Origin of the sequence: Dolichospermum sp. UHCC 0260 (genome assembly GCF_009711985.1) — a bacterium.
Lineage (GTDB): Bacteria > Cyanobacteriota > Cyanobacteriia > Cyanobacteriales > Nostocaceae > Dolichospermum > Dolichospermum lemmermannii.
Genome location: NZ_VIKZ01000014.1, coordinates 15,876 through 39,057 on the forward strand (window position 1 = coordinate 15,876; position 23,182 = coordinate 39,057).

At 37.8% G+C, this 23,182-nt stretch carries 16 protein-coding genes; 7 read left to right on the top strand and 9 right to left on the bottom strand.

Annotation, left to right across the window (positions count from 1 at the left end; translation table 11 throughout):
* Window positions 1–12: 12 nt before the first annotated feature.
* Window positions 13–519, bottom strand: coding sequence for a pentapeptide repeat-containing protein (locus FJR08_RS07780; RefSeq protein WP_168632765.1), 507 nt, complete (start codon window positions 517–519; stop codon window positions 13–15).
* Between the two features lie 88 nt (window positions 520–607).
* On the bottom strand, window positions 608–2,113 hold the full coding sequence (locus FJR08_RS07785) for an LCP family protein (protein ID WP_168632766.1): 1,506 nt from the start codon (window positions 2,111–2,113) through the stop codon (window positions 608–610).
* Window positions 2,114–2,515: 402 nt separating this feature from the next.
* Between FJR08_RS07785 and FJR08_RS07790 the strand changes: the two genes are divergently transcribed.
* The 5 genes from FJR08_RS07790 (at window position 2,516) to FJR08_RS07810 (ending at window position 10,943) form a co-directional block, all read left to right on the top strand.
* The gene (locus FJR08_RS07790; protein ID WP_168632767.1) at window positions 2,516–3,580 is read left to right on the top strand and encodes a mannose-1-phosphate guanylyltransferase; all 1,065 of its coding nucleotides are present in this window, start codon (window positions 2,516–2,518) and stop codon (window positions 3,578–3,580) included.
* A gap of 363 nt (window positions 3,581–3,943) precedes the next feature.
* Window positions 3,944–5,578, top strand: a complete 1,635-nt coding sequence (locus FJR08_RS07795) for an AAA-like domain-containing protein (protein WP_168632768.1) — start codon at window positions 3,944–3,946, stop codon at window positions 5,576–5,578.
* A 14-nt stretch (window positions 5,579–5,592) separates the two neighbouring features.
* Complete coding sequence (locus FJR08_RS07800; protein ID WP_168632769.1) at window positions 5,593–9,117, top strand: AAA-like domain-containing protein; 3,525 nt, start codon at window positions 5,593–5,595, stop codon at window positions 9,115–9,117.
* A 48-nt stretch (window positions 9,118–9,165) separates the two neighbouring features.
* A complete protein-coding gene (locus FJR08_RS07805) occupies window positions 9,166–10,149 on the top strand; it encodes an ATP-binding cassette domain-containing protein (protein WP_015078202.1) in 984 nt (327 codons plus the stop codon).
* A gap of 5 nt (window positions 10,150–10,154) precedes the next feature.
* Complete coding sequence (locus tag FJR08_RS07810; protein ID WP_168632770.1) at window positions 10,155–10,943, top strand: ABC-2 family transporter protein; 789 nt, start codon at window positions 10,155–10,157, stop codon at window positions 10,941–10,943.
* 255 nt (window positions 10,944–11,198) lie between these two features.
* Here the strand turns inward: FJR08_RS07810 and FJR08_RS07815 are convergent, their stop codons facing one another.
* Both FJR08_RS07815 and FJR08_RS07820 read right to left on the bottom strand, forming a co-directional pair.
* Window positions 11,199–12,905, bottom strand: a complete 1,707-nt coding sequence (locus FJR08_RS07815) for a serine/threonine-protein kinase (RefSeq protein ID WP_168632771.1) — start codon at window positions 12,903–12,905, stop codon at window positions 11,199–11,201.
* A 186-nt stretch (window positions 12,906–13,091) separates the two neighbouring features.
* Window positions 13,092–13,928, bottom strand: coding sequence for an alpha/beta fold hydrolase (locus FJR08_RS07820; protein WP_168632787.1), 837 nt, complete (start codon window positions 13,926–13,928; stop codon window positions 13,092–13,094).
* A 163-nt stretch (window positions 13,929–14,091) separates the two neighbouring features.
* Here FJR08_RS07820 and FJR08_RS07825 point away from each other — a divergent pair, with 163 nt between their 5' ends.
* The gene (locus FJR08_RS07825; protein ID WP_168632772.1) at window positions 14,092–15,624 is read left to right on the top strand and encodes a SagB/ThcOx family dehydrogenase; all 1,533 of its coding nucleotides are present in this window, start codon (window positions 14,092–14,094) and stop codon (window positions 15,622–15,624) included.
* 218 nt (window positions 15,625–15,842) lie between these two features.
* On the opposite strand, the gene FJR08_RS07830 is transcribed toward FJR08_RS07825, so the two are convergent.
* Together FJR08_RS07830 and FJR08_RS07835 are read right to left on the bottom strand one after the other, a co-directional pair.
* Window positions 15,843–18,149 (bottom strand): DUF3769 domain-containing protein, encoded by a 2,307-nt coding sequence (locus tag FJR08_RS07830; protein ID WP_168632773.1) that lies wholly within the window; start codon window positions 18,147–18,149, stop codon window positions 15,843–15,845.
* Between the two features lie 98 nt (window positions 18,150–18,247).
* Window positions 18,248–18,364 (bottom strand): photosystem II reaction center protein I, encoded by a 117-nt coding sequence (locus FJR08_RS07835; protein WP_083881405.1) that lies wholly within the window; start codon window positions 18,362–18,364, stop codon window positions 18,248–18,250.
* A 397-nt stretch (window positions 18,365–18,761) separates the two neighbouring features.
* Between FJR08_RS07835 and glgP the strand changes: the two genes are divergently transcribed.
* Window positions 18,762–21,326: an alpha-glucan family phosphorylase gene (gene glgP / locus FJR08_RS07840; protein ID WP_168632774.1), complete on the top strand. Its 2,565-nt coding sequence runs from the start codon at window positions 18,762–18,764 to the stop codon at window positions 21,324–21,326.
* Between the two features lie 192 nt (window positions 21,327–21,518).
* On the opposite strand, the gene FJR08_RS07845 is transcribed toward glgP, so the two are convergent.
* The 3 genes from FJR08_RS07845 to FJR08_RS07855 form a co-directional block, all read right to left on the bottom strand.
* Entirely contained in the window at window positions 21,519–21,908 is a 390-nt protein-coding gene (locus FJR08_RS07845) for a hypothetical protein (protein ID WP_168632775.1), read from the bottom strand.
* 66 nt (window positions 21,909–21,974) lie between these two features.
* Window positions 21,975–22,625 (bottom strand): isoprenylcysteine carboxylmethyltransferase family protein, encoded by a 651-nt coding sequence (locus FJR08_RS07850; RefSeq protein WP_168632776.1) that lies wholly within the window; start codon window positions 22,623–22,625, stop codon window positions 21,975–21,977.
* A gap of 132 nt (window positions 22,626–22,757) precedes the next feature.
* Window positions 22,758–23,108 carry a translation initiation factor gene (locus tag FJR08_RS07855; RefSeq protein WP_168632777.1) on the bottom strand — a complete coding sequence of 117 codons (351 nt, stop codon included), beginning with the start codon at window positions 23,106–23,108 and terminating at the stop codon, window positions 22,758–22,760.
* Window positions 23,109–23,182: the final 74 nt, after the last annotated feature.

The window sequence follows — 23,182 nt, forward strand, 5'->3', positions numbered from 1 at the left end:
GTTGTCAATTTTCTATTTACAACCCAAACTATCGCGGGTAGAAATACCAGTTACCGGATTCACACCATTTGCTCTTTTACATAGTAGCGATACTTGATAACGGTCAATTAATGCGTCAGTGAAATCAGCACCAGTGATATCAGCATCATAAAAACGGCTGCGGGTTAAAGTTGCTTCTGTGAAAATGGCATTTCTTAGATTAGCACTATCGAAGGTAACACGATCAACTAAAGCGCCCGTTAAATTTGCACTTTCTAAATTGGCTTTTAATAAAACGCCTTTAGTAAAAATGGCGTTAGTTAAATTTGCATCTTGAAAATTTGTTCCCCGCATTTCGGCTGCGACAAAAGTTCCGCCAACTAAATTAGTATGAGAAAAGTCCCGATTTTCTAAATTAGCATTATTGTAATTAATGGTATTAACTTGAGCAAAAACTGGTTCGGGATTCATAATTACCGAAAATCCCACCAAAATAAAAATGAATATCAAACTTAAAAATCTCAACAAAATCTTGTTCATAAATTTGTTAATTGTTGGTTGTCAGTCGTCAGTTGTTCGTTGTCAGTCGTTTTTTCTAGACCACTGACCACTGACCACTGACCACTGACTATTTCCAATCTTTACCAATGCGAATTGTGAGGTCAGATTCCAAATCACCATTTCCGGAAACTTCGATTTGTCCTAAACCTAAAACTTGTCGCAAGTCAATTCCCGGTTGTCGGTTGCCTTTTTGGACAATAATCTGAGTTTGACGTTGGCTATCTGGCCAGTCTGGAACTGGGTAAACATTAGTAAAACCTTTCTGTTTAAGATAGGTAATGACCTTTTCTGTTAGCTGGGGTTGATTAGTCGTATTTTGAACGGCAATTCTTTGGATAGAAACGGGTCTGGTATCTGATTTAATCCCAGTTACATTTACTCCAACAAAATCATTTAATAAGCTTTGTTGGCCAGTCATATTTAACCAATAGCTATTGGGGTCTTGACTGAATTTACTAAAAGTACCAGGTAACATTGCCATTTGGAAATGATCCCGTTCTACATTGACGGAAAAATTCGCCAATGCCATCATTTCTTCCATTTTGAGGTTGGTATCAAAATACTTCCGCATTAAGCGAGTTAATTGGGGCAACCTGGGTAAAACAGTGGGACTGTTGAGACGTTGCATTAAAGCAGTTATCAGTGCTTGTTGTCGTTGGACTCTTGGTAAATCCCCCATACCTTCTTCACGAAAGCGGGCAAACTGTTCTGCTTGTTCACCATTGAGACTTTGCCAACCGCTGATTAAATTTACGGCAAAGCCACCAGCCTGATCTTGATAATTCATAGTTTGGGGGACAAATACATCTACTCCACCCAACTGTTCAACTAATTCCCGAAATCCGCTAGTAGAAATGCGGATATACCGATCTATGGGAGCATTATTTAAACTCCGACTAACTACTCTTGCGGCTAAAACTGGACCACCTTTAGCGTTAGCTTCAGATACCTTAGTTAATCCCTGTTCGGGAATCGCTATCATTGTCCCTCTGGGAATTGACAGCAAGCGAATGGATTTATCACTGGGATTTAGCCGCACTAACATCATGGTATCGCTTTTACCAGCAAAACTTTCCGGTGAACCATCTACAGTCCCTGGAACCGGTTCAATACCCATAATTAAAATGTTCATGGGTTTTGATAGTTTGTACTGAGAAAGCTTAGTCCATAAATCTCCCGGTACTTTGATTTGGTCTTGTTTATTCGCACCGAATTCATCATCTTTCGCTTGGTCGAGATTACTCCATAGAGGAGTCCATAGTGCCAAACTTGATGCTAGTAATCCAGATAAAATTACCCCTAAAACAATGGTTAATACCCACAGTAACCAGCGGGGGACGGATAAACCTAAGCGGTCATAGAGTTCGTTGGGAATAGCTCCCACGGATTCAACGACGTGACGAGAAGAGTTAATTGATTGTTTTGGTTTCACCTCCGGTTCTGAGGTTGGTACTTGTTGAGGTGTTACCTGATTTTCTGACCATTGAACTGGTGGCTGTAACACCTCCGGTTCTGAGGTTGGTACTTGTTGAGGTGCTACCTGATTTTCTGACCATTGAACTTGTTTAATCACAATTTTCTCCCCACTCAACCACTCCTTAAAGTTATGTTAATACAAGCTACAAATATTGCGAGATGAAACTGACTACGCAAATTTGAGATTTTGTGAAAAGCTAATCTGAGATTTTGTTGGGTGTTGCTGTCCTCATAGTTTTAATAGGTAATAATTGAAACATAATTGACCACCAAAATTCATCAGTGAAGATGATCCAAACGTCAATAAATGTAGACTTAAAGCAGATTTTAGCTAAATAAGGCTTCAGTGAATGTTAGCCAATAGCTGACTAATGCTATCCGGGACAAAATTTAGGGGACAAGCCATAGACCAAAAGACTTTCAAAGCAGTTCCCTGTTGCCCGTTCCCTGTTGTCTGTTCTCTGCTGTATATTGTTCTGAATTATCTGTATATGCCAACATGAATAATTTATTTTTTCCTGTGATTCTGGCTGGTGGTAAAGGTGAGCGTTTTTGGCCTTTGAGCCGACTAGACCGACCTAAACAATTTTTAAGCCTTGATGGTAGCTCTAGAAGCTTACTACAAGCAACTGCTGATCGATTGTTAACTCTGGCTGGGGGTTGGGAAAACTTGTGGGTAATTACGTCTAGTCCCATTGCTCAAGGGGTCAGAGAACAACTTCCTGATTTGCCTGTTGCAAATTTACTCATTGAATCAGAGGGTCGAGACACTGCTGCTGCTGTTGCTTGGACAAGTTTAGAAATTAAAAAGCGTTACGGGGAAGACGCTATTATTGGCTTTTTTCCGGCTGACCACTGGATTGCTGACCAGGAGATATTTGCCGAAACTTTAGCCGCTGCGATGGATTTGGCAACTAAGAAAGCAGCAATTGTGACTTTGGGGATTAAACCTAATTTCCCCTCAACTGGCTATGGTTATATTGAACAAGGTGAAAAAATAGGTAGCTTTAATAACTTGCCAGCCTATCATGTTCACAGATTTACTGAAAAGCCCGACCGAGAAACGGCAGAAACTTTTTTATCAACGGGACGGTTTAGCTGGAATAGTGGTATGTTCGTTTTTCGAGCCGGTGTGGTTCTAGAAGAATTACGCACCCATGCACCAGAAATTATTAAACCTTTAGAACAACATGGCCCTGATATTTATCCCCAGTTACCTAAGAAAAGTATAGATTACGCGCTGATGGAAAAAACCAGTCTAGCTTATGTTTTGCCTGTAGCATTTGGTTGGGATGATCTGGGTGATTGGAATGCTATTGAACGTTTACTGAAGCAGTCCGATAATCCTAATGTAGAACTTGCTACTCATGTGGGCTTAGATACCCAAGGAGCAATCGTTTATGCCTCCAATCCTGATGATGTAATTGTGACTATTGGTTTAGAAGATGTGGTAATTGTGCGCGATCGCAATGTTACCCTAGTAGTTAAAAAAGACCGTACCCAAGAAATTAAGCAGATCCTCAAAATTCTGCAAACCGATAGCCGCTTTACTGGCCTATTGTAAAAGTTAAAACCCTTGGTAGATGGCTCAAAGTCCTGTCACTCATTATAAGTAGGTTGGCGTTAAAAATCGTCGTTATGGCTTGAGGCAAGAGGCTTGAGGCAAGAGGCTTGAGGCAAGAGGCTTGAGGCAAGAGTGAAGAGGCAAGAGTGAAGAGGGTTTGGACAACTTTACTTTTCGTTACATATTACTCTTCGAGAAGCCGCTTCGCGTCTACGGTTTTTTTCCGTTCACCTACTTAACTAGACTTTTGATAGTATTTGGTGACAGTATATGTTAATTAAGAGATTTGAGCCTCTTTTTTTGGGGATCGCAATCAAACTTTATTATTTCTGATCAGAAACAAAATATTTCGCCCTCAAGTGAATGAAGAAAAATATTACTTTACCAGGTGATCCACTACCATTCAATTCCTGCTTTTATATTGAACGCCCTCCTGTTGAAAGCGATGCTTATGCAGAATTACTCAAACCAGGGAGTTTAATTCGGATTAAAGCACCTCGGCACATGGGCAAAAGTTCTTTAATGTTACAGCTAATTCACCAAGCTCAAATACATGAATATTCCGTAGTTACTATAGACTTTAAACTAGTAGATACCCAAACTTTTTTGAGCCTGAATAATTTTTTACGCTGGTTTTGTATGAATGTGGCTCGGCAGTTGTCACTTGCATCGGATTTGGATGATTATTGGGATGAGGAAATTGGTAGTAAAGTTAGTGCTTCAATTTATTTCGAGAGTTATTTATTAGAGCAAATTAAAAGTCCATTGGTTTTAATTTTGAATGAAGTAGATTATGCTTTTCAATATCAACAAATTGCCCAAGATTTTCTACTTCTCCTCCGCAATTGGCATGAACAAGCTAAACAAACTCCGATTTGGCAAAAGGTTCGGTTAGTATTATTGCACTCCACTGAAGTTTATATCCCTTTAAATATCAATCAATCTCCCTTTAATGTTGGTTTGTCATTGAAATTACCAGAATTTACAGTCGAGCAAGTAACAGAATTAGCTAGACGGTATGAATTGGATTGGTGTGATAGTCAAGCTGTGAAAAACTTAATGTATTGGGTGGGAGGACAGCCATATTTAATTCATCAGGCTTTATATGATCTCTACCAGCAGAAAATTTCTTTACCAGAACTATTAGATAATTGTACAAAGGGTAAATATATTTACAGCGGATATTTAAGAAATTTACTCAATATATTGCTACAAGATGCAGAATTGTCTCAAGCATATAATCAAGTTGTGAATTCTACAGGTAACAATATATTTTTGTCGGACAATTTGGTTTATAAATTAGATAGTTTAGGGTTAATTAAATTAAGTGGCTATAATTATGAACCTTTTTGCGAACTGTATCGTTTATTTTTTCAAAAAAGTTTACTAATAGAAAGTAATGCTATTCCGTGGGATAAATTAAAAAAAGAAAATGAAAAATTGCAATTGTTAGTTAATATTGATAAACTAACTCAAGTTGCTAATCGTAAATGTTTTGATGAAACTTTGGAAATAGAATGGGAAAGAATGACATACATCCAAGAACCTCTATCTTTAATATTAGCAGATTTGGATAACTTTAAATTTCATAATGACACCTATGGACATCAGAGTGGTGATAATTGTTTACATAAAATTGCTCAAGCAATTAATTCAGTAATTAAAAATCCAGATCATTTAGTTGCTCGTTATGGTGGTGAAGAATTTGTATTAATTTTGCCACAAGTTGACGCAGAAGCAGCTATATTCATTGCTGAAGAAATCAGAGAAACAGTAAAATCATTGAGAATTAAAATTCCTGAATTAACCAAAAAAAATCAATTAACAAACATGATTAGCTTAACCATAAGCTTAGGAATTGCCTGTATCATTCCTTCAGGAGATTTTTCTTTAAGAGAATTTTTTGAAGCGGCTGATCAAGCAATGTATCAAGCTAAGAAATTAGGGCGCGATCGCAGTATTTTGAGTTCTAAATTTAAATTTGGCTATGATGAATAATAAATATCACTAATATGAATACTTATCCATATCAAGTCGGTGGTAGTCTCATAAATAATGCCCCTAGTTACGTAGAAAGACAAACAGATATAGAAATATATAACGCTTTAAAAAAGAGTGAATTTTGTTATGTTCTTAACTGTCGTCAAATGGGTAAATCGTCTCTGTTAGTGAGAACTAAACATCATTTAGAACAAGAAGGATTCAAATGTACATCTATTGATATAACGAATATTGGTAGTGAAAATATCACTGCAAGTCAATGGTATAAGGGCATAATCGCCGATTTATGTAGAGGATTTAAACTTTTAGGAAAATTCAATTTAAAATCATGGTGGCAAACAGGAGATGATATTTCCTTAGTCCATAAATTAAGTCAGTTTATTGCGGAATTATTAACCCAATTTCCAGAAGAAAGGCTAATTATTTTTATAGATGAAATTGATAGTATCCTCAGTTTGGATTTTCCCGTAGATGATTTTTTTGCCTTAATTAGATACTGCTATAATCAAAGAGCTATAGATCCAGAATATCAGCGGTTGACATTTGCAATTTTTGGAGTTGCGACTCCATCAGATTTAATTCAAGATGCGAAAAGAACACCTTTTAATATTGGTCAAGCCATTGATTTAAAAGGATTTAAAATAGCAGAAGTGGATTCTTTAATTAGAGGATTAGAGTTAGTGATACCTAATCCGTACCCAGTCATGAAACAAATTTTAGATTGGACAGGAGGGCAGCCTTTTTTAACCCAAAAGTTATGTAATCTCATCACTAATTTTCAAGTAAGTGGTGATTACCTAGATTTCGCTAAAGGTTATGAAGAGTTTTGGTTAGATAATGTTGTGAATGAATATATTATTAAAAATTGGGAATCTCAAGACGAACCAGAACATTTAAGAACTATTCGAGATCGATTACTTTATAATCAACAGCTTGTAAGTAGATTATTAGGAATTTATCAGCAAATTTTGCAAGGTGTAGAAGTAAAAAGTGATGATAGTCGAGAACAAGTAGAATTATTGCTATCAGGTTTAGTAGTTAAACAAGTAGGATTATTAATTGTTAAAAACCGTATTTATGCCGAAGTATTTAACTTAGATTGGGTAGAAAAACAATTAGCTAATTTACGTCCCTACTCGCAAACTTTTAATGCGTGGTTAACTTCCCAACAAGCTGATGAATCTCGCTTACTAAGAGGACAAGCATTAGCGGATGCTCAAGCTTGGGCTTGGGATAAAAGTCTAACAAATTTAGATAATCAATTTTTAGCTAAAAGTGCAGAATTAGAACGACGAGAACAACAGCTTGTTTTAGTAGCAGAAAAATCCAAAAATATGGAAATTCAACTGCTTGAACAACAAAAAAATGCTCGGTTGCAAAAACTCATCTTGGGAGTAATTAGTACAGCTTTGTTAACTGCTGTCAGCTTAGGGGGGATATCTTTCTGGTTATATCGTCAATCTCTTCAAAGTGAAAGATTAGCAAAAATTAGTGAAATTAAAGCCCTGATATCCTCTTCTAATGGGAACTTTAAATCCCATCAAGAATTAGAAGCAGTAAGGGATGCTATTAAAGCAAAAAGAAAATTAAAAAAATTAAATATTAATAATCCTGAACTGGATCACCTAACTGATAATGTTCTCCGTCAAGCTAGTTATGGAGCGCAAGAACGGAATCGCTTATCAGGTCATAATCTTGGTTTAGTTTGGGATTTAGCTTGGAGTCCTGATAGCCAAAAGATGGCAGTTACCAATCGAGATGAAGTGTCATTGTGGGAGAAAAATGGCAAATTACTCCGCACATTTAAAGGTCATCATGCTACAGTTTCCACAGTTGCTTTTAGTCCTGATGGGAAAGTTATTGCTTCCGGTAGTCTGGATAAAACTGTCAAACTTTGGTCTGTGAATGGGCAAAAGTTGAAAACTATTTCTGTGAATGGGGAAGTTAAAAGTATAGCTTTTAGTCCTGATGGTCAACTCTTAGCAATTGGCATGAATGATGGTAATTTAGGATTGTGGAATTTAGCAGCGGAAAAACTAACTATAATTAAGGCTCATCAACTAACTATTTATAAAGTTCTATTTACTCCCGATGGAAAAAAATTAGTAACAGGTAGTTTTGATGGTACAGCAATTCTTTGGAGTCAAGACGGGAAAAAATTAGTTAACTTTAATCATGGTAAAGATGCTGTGCGTGGTTTAGCCATTTCTCCTGATGGTAAGCGGTTAGCTACAGGTGGTAATAATAAAAAGATAGAAATTTGGAGTCTCGATGGTAAAAAAATCAGTAATTTTGAGGGACGATATTCAGTAATTGCGATCGCCTTTAGTGCCGATAGTCAAACTATTGCTGCTGCCAGTTGGGATAAAGTAGTGAAAATATGGAGTATAGACGGTAAAGACTTACTAACTTTAGAAGGACATCAACAAGCAATTTGGGCGATCGCTTGGAGTCCAGATGGTAAAATTCTAGCTACAGGCAGTTTAGATAATAGCGTTAAACTTTGGCAATTACAAAATCCCTTACTCACAGTTTTAAGAGGTCATCAACTCAACTTAACACAAGCTGCCATCAGTCCTAATGGGAAAATCATTGCTACCACAGGTTGGGATTATGTCATCAATATTTGGCAACGTAATGGCAAATTACTCAAAAGTTTAAAAGGACATCAAAATGGTATTACCTCCGTTGTCTTTAGTCCAGATGGCCAGTATTTAGCAACTGGTAGTTATGATAAAACCATCAAAATCTGGAACATAGATGGTACTCTCATAGATACTCTTTCAGGGCATACTGCGAGCATTGACAATATTGCCTTGAGTCCTGATGGTAAACTTCTCGCTTCTGTTAGTTTTGATCAAACTCTACGGCTTTGGCAACGAGATTACAAAAAACCCTTTAGCTTTCGTTGGCAAAAAACTATCCAAGCACATAAAGAACCTATTGTTAGTGTAGAATTTAGTCCTGATGGTCAAGTGTTAGCAACTGGCAGTTATGATAAAACAGTCCGTCTATGGAATAGAGAGGGTCAACTCCTCCATACCTTAAAAGGACATAACGGCCAAGTTTTTGATGTCACCTTTAGTCCTGATGGTAAATTAATTGCATCGTTAAGTGACGATCATACTATCAACTTATGGCAAGCCAATGGCAAGTTATTAAAAACATTGATAACTTCAAAAGCGGGACTGAACAAGATAAAATTTAGTCCAGACGGAAGAATGATCTCTGCTGCTAGTGAAGATAACACCATCAACCTTTGGGATCTTGATGGTAAGCCAATCATTACCTTATTTGGTCATCGAGGAGTGGTTTCTTCCTTAACCTTTAGTGCTGATGGTAAAAGTTTAGTATCCGTTAGTGGCGATCGCACTGCCATTATCTGGAATTTACCCCAAATCTTTGCTACTAACGACTTAGATTATGCGTGTAACTGGGTAAAAGATTATTTACAAAATAATCAGGAACTAGAAAATTCAGAAGAAAATAATTCTTCTGGGGACAAGCTTTCTACTCGTCATTTGTGCGATCATTAGTAGAGGGGAGAAAATCAACCTTATCAGGCAGAAGGAAATAAATTTTTTATGTCAATTATCATTGCAGAAAACCTGAGTAAATCCTATCCAGTAGCGATTAAAGATCCAGGGATAGGGGGAACAATTAGCCACTTTTTTCGCCGGACTTATCGCAATATTAACGCTGTTCAGGATGTTTCTTTTAGCATTGAGCCTGGAGAAATTGTTGGTTTTTTGGGACCCAATGGCGCAGGTAAAACTACAACTTTAAAAATGCTCACAGGATTAATTCATCCCTCTCAGGGTACAGTTAAAGTTGGTGGATTTATTCCCTTTAATCGTCAAGAAGCATTTTTACAAAAAATCACTTTAGTGATGGGACAAAAACAGCAATTAATTTGGGATTTACCAGCCCTAGATTCTCTGAGAATTAACGCTGCTGTTTATAATATTTCTGACAAAGAATTTCAGCGTCGAGTTGGGGAATTAACAGAAATGCTGGCTTTAGCAGGTAAATTAACCCAACCAGTGCGAAAATTATCATTAGGTGAAAGAATGAAGGCTGAACTATTAGCAGCACTTTTACACCGTCCCCAAGTTTTATTTTTAGATGAACCAACTTTAGGATTAGATGTTAATGCTCAAGCAGGGGTACGTAACTTTTTAAAAGAATATAATCAGCTATATCAAGCAACCATATTATTAACGAGTCATTACATGGCTGATATTACAGCTTTGTGTGAACGGGTGTTATTAATTCACGAAGGAAAATTAATGTATGATGGTAGATTAGATGGGTTATTAGCAAGTTTTGCCCCTTATCGAGAAATTTATGTAGAGTTAGTTCAACCATTATCACTAGAACAACTTATGCCCTATGGTGATGTACAAATGCTAGAAGGAAGAGCAGTTAGATTTATTGTGCCACAAGCAGCCATGACTCGCACTGTTTCCCAAATTTTAGCCGATTTGGAAGTGGTAGATTTAACAGTCACAGAACCACCAGTAGAAGAAGTAATTGGTAGAGTTTTTCAAAAAGGATTTAACCATTGATAACTATGAAAAAAATTGTTAAAAAAGCTTTAACTTTGCTGTCAGTAAATTATGCGAAGATGCTGGAATATAGGTCAGAATTAATATTCTGGGTTTTAGCTGGTTCTTTACCAATTATTATGATGGGTATTTGGATACAAGCTGCTGACAGTGGTAAATTTGCTTTTAAATCTGTTGATTTTGCTCGATACTTTTTTGCAGTTTTTCTGGCTAGACAAATTAGTGTTGTTTGGGTAATTTATGATTTTGAAAAAGAAGTTTTAGAAGGTAAACTTTCCCCCAAATTATTACAACCTATAGATCCAGTTTGGCATCATGTTGCGAATCATCTTGGTGAAAGAGTCGCTCGAATGCCTTTTGTATTGTTTTTATCAATATTCTTTTTTGTTCTCTATCCCCAAGCTTTTTGGTTGCCTAGTATAACTAATTTATTGCTATTTATTCTAGCAGCAATTATGGCTTTTGCTTTAAGATTTATAATTCAATATACCTTTGCTATATTTGCATTTTGGACAGAAAAAGCCGCAGCTTTAGAAAATCTATGGTTGTTGTTTTTTGTATTTTTATCAGGTTTGATAGCACCTTTGGATGTTTTTCCAGAAAACGTCAGAAACATAGTTATGTGGACACCTTTTCCCTACATGATTAATTTTCCAGCGAGTATTTTGGTAGGACTACCTGTAGATTTAACCAGAGGATTTTTATCAATTGCCGGTTGGTTTCTCATATTTTTAGGAATCAATCGTTTTTTATGGCGTATGGGTTTAAAAAAGTATTCAGGTATGGGGGCTTAAATAATTCATAATTTAATGTATTTCAGCAGCATAAATATTTTGGATAAGTTCACGTAATTGATCAAAAGTATTTGCTGTTAGAGGATGTTTTAAAAGTTTTTAATGTGTAAACAGACCCCTCTCCAAACCTCTCCCCTACCAGGAGAGAGGCTTTACAGCGGTTTCCGCTCTTATGAGGTACAAAGTTGAATCATGAAACTCTTGTAGTGCGGGCATCTTGCCCGCTAGATATGTACCTCATAACACCGGGAACTACTATAAATTACTGGGTATGGTTTTAAATTTATCTGGTGAACCCAGAGAATAATCCTCTAATTTAAAATCAGCAAATGGTTTTTTCTCTAATCTATCTCTTAAAGCTTCATCTAATATTACCCCTTGGGATTGTTTTTTCACCCCAATGATAATAATACTGCGTTGATAGGCTGTTGAGTCTTGGTTGGCTTGACAATCTTTTCTCTGAAATTGTCCCAAATTTAATAACCGATATCCTTTAACACTGGGTGTATTACTAAATATCTTTTTTCCTAATAATTGAATTTGTTGAGAACGTTCTAAAGCGCGACTTTGTTCGGCGGTAATATTACCTTCACAAGAAGCTGTTCCCACAGAAATAATTTCGCTGGGATTTTCCATAATTTTCTGGATTCCTTCTTGTTCTAAATTAGATTTTAAGGAATCAAGGGTAATAGTTTGATCATTATATTTAATCTGATATGTGCTACCTAATTGCCATTTATATTCTACTGATAAAACTGCAATATTAAATTCTGCAACTCTCCCTTGACTATCTTTCCCTTCTTCATAGGGAAAATAATCAACTTTGCCTTGTTTAACTGGTGTTTGTCCATAGTCAGGAGGTAAAGCCGCAAATTTAGTATTTCTAAATGCTAATGATACCCACCAAAGTAGTAATAAAGAAACTATTAAAGCTGCAAACCAGGATAATAATGGTAATTTTTCGGGTTGTCTTTGTGGAGGAATAACGGTATTATTAGTAGTTGGTTTATTAATTATTTCTGTTTTTCCTGACCCGCCAATATTCACAGTTGTGGATGTATTTTCTGTAAGTTGATGTTCAATTGCTGCTAATCTTCTAGAAATCTCTTCAGCATTGCTAGGGCGTTTACTGACTTCTGTTGATATTAACCAATCAATGAATTCTAATAATAATGGAGAAACATGATTGGCATGATGTCGCCATTGTAAGATATCTAAATGAGGATTATATAATTGTTCGGGGGGAAATCCCGTTAATAAAAATACAAATGTCCGTCCTAAAGCAAAGAAATCTGATGAAGGTATGGCTTGTCCTCGCATTTGTTCTGGAGGACTATAACCTGATGATGAAATTGCTGTCATTCCTCCACTATTTGCTAAATAGGTTCTGGTAATTTCTCTGGCTGTACCAAAGTCAATTAATACTAATTGTCCATCTGGACGAATCATGATATTTGATGGTTTAATATCTCTATGTAAATATTGTTGGTTATGAACTAAATCTAAAATTTCTAATAATTGTTTTAACCAGACTATGGCTTGGGCTTCAGAAATGGGGCGGTTTTGTTGTTGTTTTAACCATTGTTCTAAATTAGGTCCTACAATTTTTTCCATCACCAGACAATGCAATATGAGATTATTTCTGGTTTGATAGGGAAAATAACCTTCTGTTTGCGGAATACCAGGATGATTTAGTTGTTGTAAAACCTTGGCTTCTTGTTGAAATAGTGCTAAGGCTTTACTATCATTTGTTAATTCTTCTTTGAGAACTTTGAGGATTTTTGGGGTGTCTTGTTGATAGGCTTCGTAAATTTTGCCAAATCCAGTTTTATCACTTAATAAACGTAATACTCGATAACGTCCTATCAATTCCAATTGAGAACCACAACTTTGACAAAAACGGTTTTCGTCATTATCTGGATGATTAGGTTGAGAACAAACTGGATTAATGCAAAGGCTCATAAACAATTAAAAATTAAGAATTAAAAATTAAAAAAATTAGAATGCCTGTTGGTAATTGATACCTAGAAATAGCATCGTGAGATCAATACTATTGCCAATTTTCCTAAATATGTCTGAAACACAATAAAATCGTGACGATATCAATAGGGTTTCAGGGTTTTGGCAATAGTATTGGAGATGATTATCTCATGTTTGTGATGCTAGAAAGGCGGCGACTGTTTGATTAAATTCTGTGGGGTTGGTTAGAAATGGCCAATGATTTCCGGGAACTTGACACAAATTTAAGTTTTTAAGGTTGGTTTTGTAAGGTTGAATTTGCCAATTTTGGCGGTTTACACCTTTTTCTGGTTGTATAAAGAGGGCAGGTGTGTCAACTGGGTGAATAAAACCTGGTATTTCCATGACTGCGTCGAAAATGCCATCACGGGCTGCTATGGTAAATTTGCTACCCCAAGTACCGTTGGGTTTTTCTTCAATTGCGGCTTGAAAAACTTGCTGTTGCAAAGAACTCCAATTTTGATATTGACTGAGTTGTTTAATTTTTTGTTCAGCTTCCTCGTAACTTGCAAATGGTCCCATGCTTTTCAGAAAGGGTAAAACACGATACAACAGGGGAAATGTGATTTTTAGGAAACTAGGCATTTTCCAGATGAAAATGGGATCTACTAATGTGATACTTTTTAACCTAGCTGGGTTCTCTCTAGCCCAAATAGCGGCTAATTTTCCTGTCCAGGAATGACTGACAATATGAGCCGCAGACCATCCTAGTTTATCCATTAATGCTTCTAGATCGGAAATTGCACTGGCAAAGGTATAATCTTGTTCTGGCTTACTACTTTCACCATGACCACGCATATCTGGCGCAACTATATGATAATCTGCTGCTAAATAATCTGCCAAACTAGACCAAACCAAAGCATGATCAGCCATACCATGTAATAACAGTAATGGTTCTTGACCTTGACTCCATTCTAAATAAGAAAGTTGAATATCAGATGTTGATAAAGTTTGACGTACAGGCATCATTTGGTCAATCTTCTCCAGGATAGGTGATTCGGGATTCTAACAGAAAAATAACTTTTTTGGGGTTAATTTTTAATTTTGATGATTGTACTGATTAGCACGAATTAATGGAACTAATAAATGTCAAAATCAAAAGTAGGACTACAAGGATATTAAAATTACTATGCCAGAAATAGAACAATCCATTTCCCAACACTATCACGACCGGACTAAGTACCACCCAGAAACCCTGGCTGGTAAAGGTCGTAATTTAGACTGGAATAAACAACCAGTACCGTTCAAAGAGTACAAAATTGGCTCTGATATAGACCTCAAACCCTATCTGCAAGAAACAGCGGCAACTGTTGCTAATAAACAAGATACCAAATGGTGGTGGCGACTTTCTCAACTATTATTTCACAGTTATGGACTCACAGCAAAAATGCCTTCTTTGGGTAATACAGTATACTTACGTTCTGCGCCCAGTGCGGGAGGGTTATATCCGGCTGAAGTATATTTAGTTTCTCGCGGTACGCCATTATTACCACCAGGACTTTATAATTATCAATGTCGAACTCATTCTTTAATGCACTTTTGGGAAAGTGATGTTTGGCAAACTTTACAAGCAGCTTGTTTTTGGCATCCTTCCCTAGAAAATACCCAATTAGCTATTATTACCACTGCGGTCTTTTATCGTTCCGCTTGGCGTTATGAAAACAGGGCTTATCGGCGAATTTTTCTCGACACTGGGCATCTTTTAAGTAATATTCAATTAGCTTGTAATATTGCCGATTATCGCTCTCATTTAATTGGCGGTTTTGCTGATGAAGCTGTTAATGAATTACTTTATATTGATCATGAACAAGAAGGAACAACTGCTGTTTTAGCTTTGGCAGATTTGTTAGATGTGAGCCAAAATTTACCATTAGGACGCACGGCTTTACCTTCGACAACTACAACTAATTATCCATCTATTCCTGATGGTGAACTACTGAAATATTTTCATTTAAACACCCAAATTCCAGCTAGTAACGGTGGTAAGTTAAATTTACCAACTGTGCAACTAGAAAAATCTTTAGAAGACAAATACAATTTTCCTTTTTGTGAAAAATTTTCGACTCGAACTACACCAATTTTTTGGGGAGAAAATTTATCAGAATTATCAAATACTATCTATAAACGCCGTTCTACTCGTGCTTATACTGGTGATGATTTAAGTTTTGATGAACTGAAAGCTTTACTTGATTTTACTTATCAACCACAAAATTACATTGACCAAAATTTAGATCCCCAACCTGATTATTTTGACTTGAATTTAATAGAAACATTTGTTGTTGTTTCTGGAGTGCAAGGATTAGATCCAGGCTGTTATTATTACGCACCTAAAGCCCAAGAATTACGGCAAATTCGCTTTAAAAATTGCCGTCGGGAGTTACATTTTTTGTGTTTGGGACAGGAATTAGGGAGAGATGCAGGTGCAGTATTATTTCATACTGCTGATTTAAAAAATGCGATCGCTCAATATGGAGATCGTGTTTACCGTTATTTACACCTAGATGCAGGTATTTTCGGACAAAGGCTGAATTTAGCAGCTATTCGTCTGAACTTAGGTGTGAGTGGTATCGCTGGCTTTTTTGATGACCAAGTAAATGAAGTATTGGGTATCCCTACGGATGAAGCAGTTATCTACATTACAACATTAGGAAAACCTAGATAGGAGTTTAGATCCCCGACTTCTTGGAGAAGTCGGGGATCTAGTTGATCTAGTAGTTTGTCAAGATAAAAATGATGGACTGTAGTGTGAGCGTCTCGCTCACGCGGGCAAGATGCCCGCACTACCAAAAACCCCTAAATTGTGCAAAGTAGGTAAAATCAATGTTGGGACTACATTTACAATTACTTTACCGTTAAATACTCATAACTCCTGATTTTCAATTAATTATCCTGACGGACTACACCACCAACAACGGGTTTAAGTTCTCCATTAGAAAATGGATCTGTACCACCTGTCCAATTAAAGTCACTAATACGAATACTAAAGCCACCTAACTGGAGAACAGGATTGTAACGCAGGCTAATACCATAGGTGCGACGGCTATATTCCATAATATAATCAGTGCTAGTAGCTTTACCTGTATCTAGGTTAATGGATGTTTGCAAACCTAGCCGGAACGGTCCATAAAGTTGCTGAGAAAGACCCGCATTCAGGACTTTATTATCAACTAAACGGTCAAAGAGAAAAGGTGATAAACCGCTGTTAGTTCCCTGGGAATAGGTGAGATTAAAGGCGGTATAATCTAAGTAAGGGCGAGAAAAATTCCCAATCTGTCCCACTAAACCCATAGTCCCAGTTAAAGTGCTTTGGTTATCGCTGCTACCATAATAGCTAGTAGTTCCCGTGATACCTGCGATCGCTTGCAAATACGGTACAACAGGATTAGATGTATATTTTAGTCCCTCAGTCGCTGTAGCTGCCAATGGTTTCCCTTGCCACAAATTGATACCACCACTCAAAGCCACACTTCCTTGTAAACGACTCAGCGAAATCCGATCATTTTTCCGCACTGGGGAGAGTAAATCTTGACGATCCGTGTTTGCATCTATATATTGAGCGCCACCTTGATAGCTAAGATTGATACCGCTTTTGCCTAAAGGAATAACGGGAGAAGAGATAATTCCACCGATACTACTTTGTACAGTTTGATAGCCAAGACTACCATTATACAAGCGATCGCGGTAACTAGATTCTAAACTCAATGTATAAGGATTGACATTACCCAATATTTGGCGTAACCGCAAACTCCCGCGTAAACTATTTTCCACCTGATCGAAATCAAAACTAGTTAACTCTCCCGTACCTTCCAGAATAGTTTTGGGACCAAAAACAGCATTCAGCTTGCTCTTGACACCAAATAAACTGGCCACATTCCCACTATCTTTAAACGCCCTTTGCACATAGAACTGGGGGATAATAGTCCAGCGCTTTTGATCAGTATTAATCGGTTCAAAACTGCGTTCTACATACACACCACCCCGTTTACCATTATCAAAACCAGGAGAGACAATAGTAGGATTTACTTGGCGTGGTCGTCGATCTATAGTTCGACGATTCACAGGAATAGGGATAACAACTTTTTGATCAAAAACCAACCGTTGACGCTGGGTAACAATCCGGTCTATTAAAGGTGCTTCTCGCGTCACCGTCACCTGTTCCGCCCTAACTTCTAGTTCCGGTGGTGAAAAAGGATCATTCGTAATTCTGACATCTTGCGCTTGAAAACCTCGCGGATAAAATTCAATCCGTTGGGCTTCAAAACGTAACCGCTTGACAACACCACCAAATTTAGGTGAGGCCACATTTCGGGCATCAGATTGACCACTAGCACCAAATTCTATGCCCCCTGGACTGCTGACACCAGTTACAGGCTGGTTGGCGCGGATTCGATTACTTAAAGGGCGACTAGGGACACCACCCGCTGTAATATCTGTAGCAAGCGGCGGTGAAAAGGCAAAATCTGTACCTGTGGTGGGGATATAAAGTTCACCTTTACCGTTTTCCAACTCCCCATTATCTTGAATAAAATTATAAGTAAAACGTTTTCCTTGCAGTACCTGATTACCTCTAGTCAAAGCTACATTACCTTCCCCCACCGCAATCAAATTATCTAAATTGATTTGCAGACTATCAGCATCAATCACCGCTCCATCAAATCTGACCACGACATTACCATCAGCCGTGACAATTCGCCTTTGCTCATCATACTCCTGGCGATCGGCAATTACCTCCACAACTCTGCCTTTCCCAGCGGGAATCTTCTCTACTTGTGGGAGTTGGGGTGACGGCGGAAATTCTACAGTAGTCGGTGTTGACTCTCGATTTCCAGGATTTCTTAGCTTAAATTCAATAATATTTTGGACTGGTACAGCAGGTTTTTTGTCACCAACAGACAGATCAAATTTCCCCCCCGATTCCTGTAAATTCACATTACTTGGCTCTGTCGAGGGAATGGATGTTTCTGCTAAAACAGCCGATTGCTCAGAAAATAATTGATTATTCGTGACAACATCTTCATTGACGAGGCGAGTATTGAATTGATACTTGCTATTCTGATTTTTATCGACAATTATCAGTTTTCGCCTATCAGTTTTAACCTTAACAACAGTAGTAGAAGCGAGATGATCAACAGGTTTTAAAGATTCAAGACTTGGAGGTAGCTGAGGCGGCAATACTGGATGAAACATATGTTCAAGCTGACCAAAAAGCAAAAAATAGCCGGAAGGTTGAATTACATATTAACCTGTTTCTACCTTCCAGCCACTAGGGGTGATTTGTTGGATATTTATTCTGCGTCCCGACGACCAGGGTTGCGGGCTGGGTCATTGGACAAAAACCCGAATATGAAAAGGCTGACAAAGAAGCCGACCACAATATAAACAGCGATTTTTAAACTCAACATAGAACTAACTCCCAGGGGTTTGGTAAATAGCAACTAATTTATCTTACCTATATCTTGTACCTTTGGCGCGGGAATTAGGACGCAGATTCCTATGTTGGGCAAAGCAACGCAATATATGGTTAAGGCAGAAAAGTTTATCTTACACCTTGCGGGATTTTTTAGAATATGATTTTAAGATAGTTCTTCCTTATCAAAATCATGATAACAAATTTAAAATCAATTGTCAACCCCCAAATACCTATTATCGCCGGAAAAAATCAAAAAGTTTTCAATTCTTAACAAAGTCATGAAAACATCATAAACAGAGTATAAAGAGTTGGCAAGATTAGGTAAAAACAGTCAACAATAACTTTATGGCAGTTATCGGGGTATTGTTTAGTAAGTTATTTAGTATATTATGCAGCCAATTCGCACCTTTAACGTTTCTCCTTCACTACCGTCCAGACTAGAACCTTTACGAAAACTGGCGTATAATCTCCATTTTGATTGGAATGTAGAGAGCAAAGACCTATTTCGTCGTTTAGATCCTGATTTATGGGAATCTACCCACCATAATCCAGTATTGATGCTGGGAACTATTAGTCAAAGCCGACTATTAGAAGTTGTTGAAGATGAAGGCTTTTTAGCGCAAGTAGACAGAGCAGCGCGGCAGTTAGAAGATTATTTGCAGGAATACACTTGGTATAAAAAACAAAGAAATCAGCATCAGAAGGAATGTTACGCCTATTTTTCTGCTGAATTTGGGTTAGTAGATTGCTTACCTGTATATTCAGGTGGTTTGGGTGTACTCGCAGGAGATCACCTTAAATCTGCGAGTGATTTAGGATTACCTTTGGTGGGTGTGGGCTTATTATATCAACAAGGCTACTTTGCCCAGTATCTTAATGCTGATGGTTGGCAGCAAGAACGCTACCTCATCAATGATTTCTATAATATGCCCTTGCATTTGGAACGGAATCCCGATGGTACAGAACTACGGATTGCGGTAGATTATCCTGGACGCAAGGTATATGCGCGGGTGTGGCGTGTCCAGGTAGGGACAGTAGCCCTGTATATGCTCGATACTAATATTGAGCCTAACAAGGCTTATGACCACGATATCACCGATCAGTTGTATGGTGGTGATATAGATATGCGTATCCACCAAGAAATTATGCTGGGCATAGGTGGTGTGCAAATGCTGAAAGCCTTGGGGTATGAAGTCACTGCTTACCACATGAATGAAGGTCATGCGGCCTTCTCTGCTTTAGAACGCATCCGCACTCTTATTCAGGAAAAAGGACTGAATTACAGAGAAGCTAGACAGGTAGTATCTTCTAGTAATATCTTCACTACCCATACTCCAGTCCCCGCAGGGATTGACTTATTTGCCCCCGACAAGATATTGCATTATCTGGGTTACTATGCAGATATCTTTGGTTTACCGAAAGAGCAGTTTTTAGGCTTGGGACGAGAAAATACTGGTGATTTGTCCAGTCCCTTCAGTATGGCGGTATTAGCCCTGAAAATGGCGACGTTCTCCAATGGTGTGGCACAATTGCACGGTGTTGTTTCCCGGCAAATGTTCCAAGGTTTGTGGCAAAAAGTTCCTGTGGAAGACGTACCAATTGCCGCTATTACTAACGGTGTCCATGCCCGCAGTTGTGTAAGTAAATCTACGCAAGAGTTATACGATCGCTATCTTGGTCCAAATTGGTCATCAGCACCACCGGATAACCAATTGTGGGAACGCATGGATGCAATTCCTGATGAAGAGTTATGGCGGAATCACGAACGCTGCCGTTTGGATATGGTATTGTATGTTCGAGAACATTTAGTTAAACATTTGCGCGATCGCGGTGCTTCTGCTTCGGATATTGCCCAAGCCCAGGAAGTGCTTGATCCTAACGTTTTCACTATTGGCTTTGCCCGTCGCTTTGCTACCTATAAACGCGCTACTTTATGGATGCGTGATTTGGAACGAATTAAGCGGATTTTACTCGCTAACAAACACCGCAAAGTGCAGTTTGTGATTGCGGGGAAAGCCCACCCCAAAGATATCCCTGGTAAGGAATTAATTCGGGATATTAACCACTTTATCCGCGAACACCATTTAGAAAAACAAGTGGTGTTTGTGCCTAACTACGATATTCACATCGCCCGCTTAATGGTAGCAGGTTGTGATATCTGGTTAAATACTCCCCGTCGTCCTAGAGAAGCTTCGGGGACAAGTGGTATGAAAGCCGCTATGAATGGCTTACCCAATTTGAGTGTTCTTGATGGTTGGTGGGATGAAGCGGACTATGTTCGCACCGGTTGGGCGATAGGACATGGTGAAAACTATGATGATCCTAATTATCAAGATGAGATAGAAGCTAACGCTCTCTATGAGTTGTTAGAGAAGGAAGTTATTCCCCTATTCTATGATCATCGTGATGGTGATGGTTTGCCTCGTCCTTGGGTAGCAAAAATGAAAGATGCGATTCGGTTGAATTGTCCTTTCTTTAATACAGCCCGGATGGTGAGAGAATATGCAATGAGAGCCTATTTCCCGGCGAGCGATCGCTATCATACCCTCACCGTTGATAATTATGCTCCCGCTAAGGAATTAGCGGCTTGGAGAGCAAAATTAGGTGAACACTGGTTTAGTATCAAAATCAAGGATATTGACGTATCCGCAGCATCAGACATTGAAGTTAATCAAACTGTAGCGGTCAAAGCTAAGGTAGATTTAGCAACTTTGAGTAATGATGATGTGCAAGTAGAGCTATATCAAGGTTCTATTGATGCCAATGGTGATATTGTCAATGCTGTACCTGTGGTAATGGATTACCAAGGACAAGATCCAGATAATTCAAGTGTTTATACCGCAAATATCACTTACACCACTTCTGGTTTGCAAGGTTTATCTTTGCGTGTCTTACCTCGAAATCAATACCTCTCTAGTCCTTATGAACCCAGGTTAATCGCTTGGGCTGAATAAGCAAATAATGTAGAGACGTTTCATATAACGTCTCTACAACAATTGTTAAATTCGGGTAATATTTACAGCGATTTTCAGATCAATGAACTACAGTTTTTGTTTCGCGCAGAGGCGCAAAGTAGGAAAGGCGCAAAGGAAGAAAGTAATCAGAGTGTGGTTTAAATCGCTGAAAACTGCTGTAATCAAAAATCTCTACTTTTTAACAGCTTTAAGTAACCGATTCAAAATCAATTTACCATTAGGTTGAGTTACTTGAACACGAATAAAATTCGGATCACTTGGTTTCCAGATAACTTGGTATTTCATGCCATTATTATTCCAAGTATAAACTTGACGTTGTTTAGTACCGGAAGCAACAGCACCAGATAAGTTAATGTTATTATTACTCTTGAGATTTTCGCCATTATAGTAATAAACATTATTGTCAAAAGATAAAGTCACTTTCCACTCTTTATCACTAAATTCACCGGCTGGATAATTAAACTTTTGTACAGCCATTGCTTGACTAGGAATAGCCATATCAATAATTGCAGGGGTAGAAATTCCCAAAATTGCCGATAAAATGATAGCTTTGTAGTTCATAATTCTCTTCTTTGTAAACCTAATATGATCTGGTTGTGTGTTTAGTCGTGAGCGAAATTATTGACGTTATGCAGTAGTTTCTTCTTTCTGGGAACTTCTGGAATTAAACAACTTAGGGAAGAACAAGCCAGAATTTTCTTTGTATTCCGCAAACTCAGGATATCGAGATAAAGATTGATCTTTTTTCCGCATATTGGGAACAAATATCATGGCTATAAATAACCCCTGAATCACGAAAGGTAGCCAATGTTGAGTTAATAGAGAAAAAGCCAAATAAATCAACACTTCTCCTAAATAATTAGGATTACGACATTTAGCAAAAAAACCTTCTGTAATTAATCCAGTTTTGTACTTGAGTGTATAGTATTTTTGAGCATCACTAGCAAAATGTAAAAACACTCCCGCAATATTCAAAGAAATAGCAACAGCGACTAATGGTAAAGGAGGAACAGTACCACTACTAATGAGAATGAATGGTGCTACCCAGTACAAACAAAGGAGAACAAAGGTAAGAATTCCTTGAGAAGTGGGAATTTCTTGCTCCCATTGCTTATCTGGAAATATGCGATCTTTTAGTAACCAAAGAAAACCATAAGTACCATGCAGGGAAAGATAAACCCAAGCTCCAATAGTAAAATTATGGTATAAAACCATGAGTCCTAAAATGATAAGGAATGTTAGACCTTTGTGAAAATTAATAGGATACTTGATTTTCATGTCCTGATTTTTCTTTAAAGGGCTGAAAATTAGGGAAAGAGATAGAGAGATAGTCCAGTTTTATCTACCTCTCTGACATCATTACTTCTTCGCAATTATCCACACTGCGTGAACAATACCCAAAATATAATTTTAACCACCGCTGATTTTAGCTTTGTAACCCAATTTTACCAAAATCTCTAAAATCTTCTGTTTGTGTTCTCCCTGAACTTCAATTTCGTTGTCTTTCAGAGTTCCACCTGTACCGCATTGGGCTTTTAACTGTTTTAATAAAGTAGCTAAGGTTTCAGGTTTGGTTTGAAACCCAGTAATAACCGTTACAGTTTTCCCCTTCCGTCCCGCGCGAGTGGCTTGGATTCTTACATTTTGCTGATTGGGGGGTAAGTCTTGGATTCCCCGTTCTACAGCGCGTTCCAGTGCGGGTAAACTACCGTTACCAAATTCTTGGTAGACAAAGCCTTTGTCAGATTTGGGATTAGCCATAATATTTAATGCAGAAAAAATAGATTTTTATTCTAAACAATTTTAGCCTAAGCGGGGGTAATCGGATATATAAT

Coding starts and splice junctions, on each gene's coding strand:
- FJR08_RS07780 (WP_168632765.1), bottom strand. CDS start 519: ATGAACAAGATTTTGTTGAGATTTTTAAGTTTGATATTCATTTTTATT.
- FJR08_RS07790 (WP_168632767.1), top strand. CDS start 2,516: ATGAATAATTTATTTTTTCCTGTGATTCTGGCTGGTGGTAAAGGTGAG.
- FJR08_RS07795 (WP_168632768.1), top strand. CDS start 3,944: ATGAAGAAAAATATTACTTTACCAGGTGATCCACTACCATTCAATTCC.
- FJR08_RS07800 (WP_168632769.1), top strand. CDS start 5,593: ATGAATACTTATCCATATCAAGTCGGTGGTAGTCTCATAAATAATGCC.
- FJR08_RS07805 (WP_015078202.1), top strand. CDS start 9,166: ATGTCAATTATCATTGCAGAAAACCTGAGTAAATCCTATCCAGTAGCG.
- FJR08_RS07810 (WP_168632770.1), top strand. CDS start 10,155: ATGAAAAAAATTGTTAAAAAAGCTTTAACTTTGCTGTCAGTAAATTAT.
- FJR08_RS07815 (WP_168632771.1), bottom strand. CDS start 12,905: ATGAGCCTTTGCATTAATCCAGTTTGTTCTCAACCTAATCATCCAGAT.
- FJR08_RS07820 (WP_168632787.1), bottom strand. CDS start 13,928: ATGCCTGTACGTCAAACTTTATCAACATCTGATATTCAACTTTCTTAT.
- FJR08_RS07825 (WP_168632772.1), top strand. CDS start 14,092: ATGCCAGAAATAGAACAATCCATTTCCCAACACTATCACGACCGGACT.
- FJR08_RS07830 (WP_168632773.1), bottom strand. CDS start 18,149: ATGTTTCATCCAGTATTGCCGCCTCAGCTACCTCCAAGTCTTGAATCT.
- FJR08_RS07835 (WP_083881405.1), bottom strand. CDS start 18,364: ATGTTGAGTTTAAAAATCGCTGTTTATATTGTGGTCGGCTTCTTTGTC.
- glgP (WP_168632774.1), top strand. CDS start 18,762: ATGCAGCCAATTCGCACCTTTAACGTTTCTCCTTCACTACCGTCCAGA.
- FJR08_RS07845 (WP_168632775.1), bottom strand. CDS start 21,908: ATGAACTACAAAGCTATCATTTTATCGGCAATTTTGGGAATTTCTACC.
- FJR08_RS07850 (WP_168632776.1), bottom strand. CDS start 22,625: ATGAAAATCAAGTATCCTATTAATTTTCACAAAGGTCTAACATTCCTT.
- FJR08_RS07855 (WP_168632777.1), bottom strand. CDS start 23,108: ATGGCTAATCCCAAATCTGACAAAGGCTTTGTCTACCAAGAATTTGGT.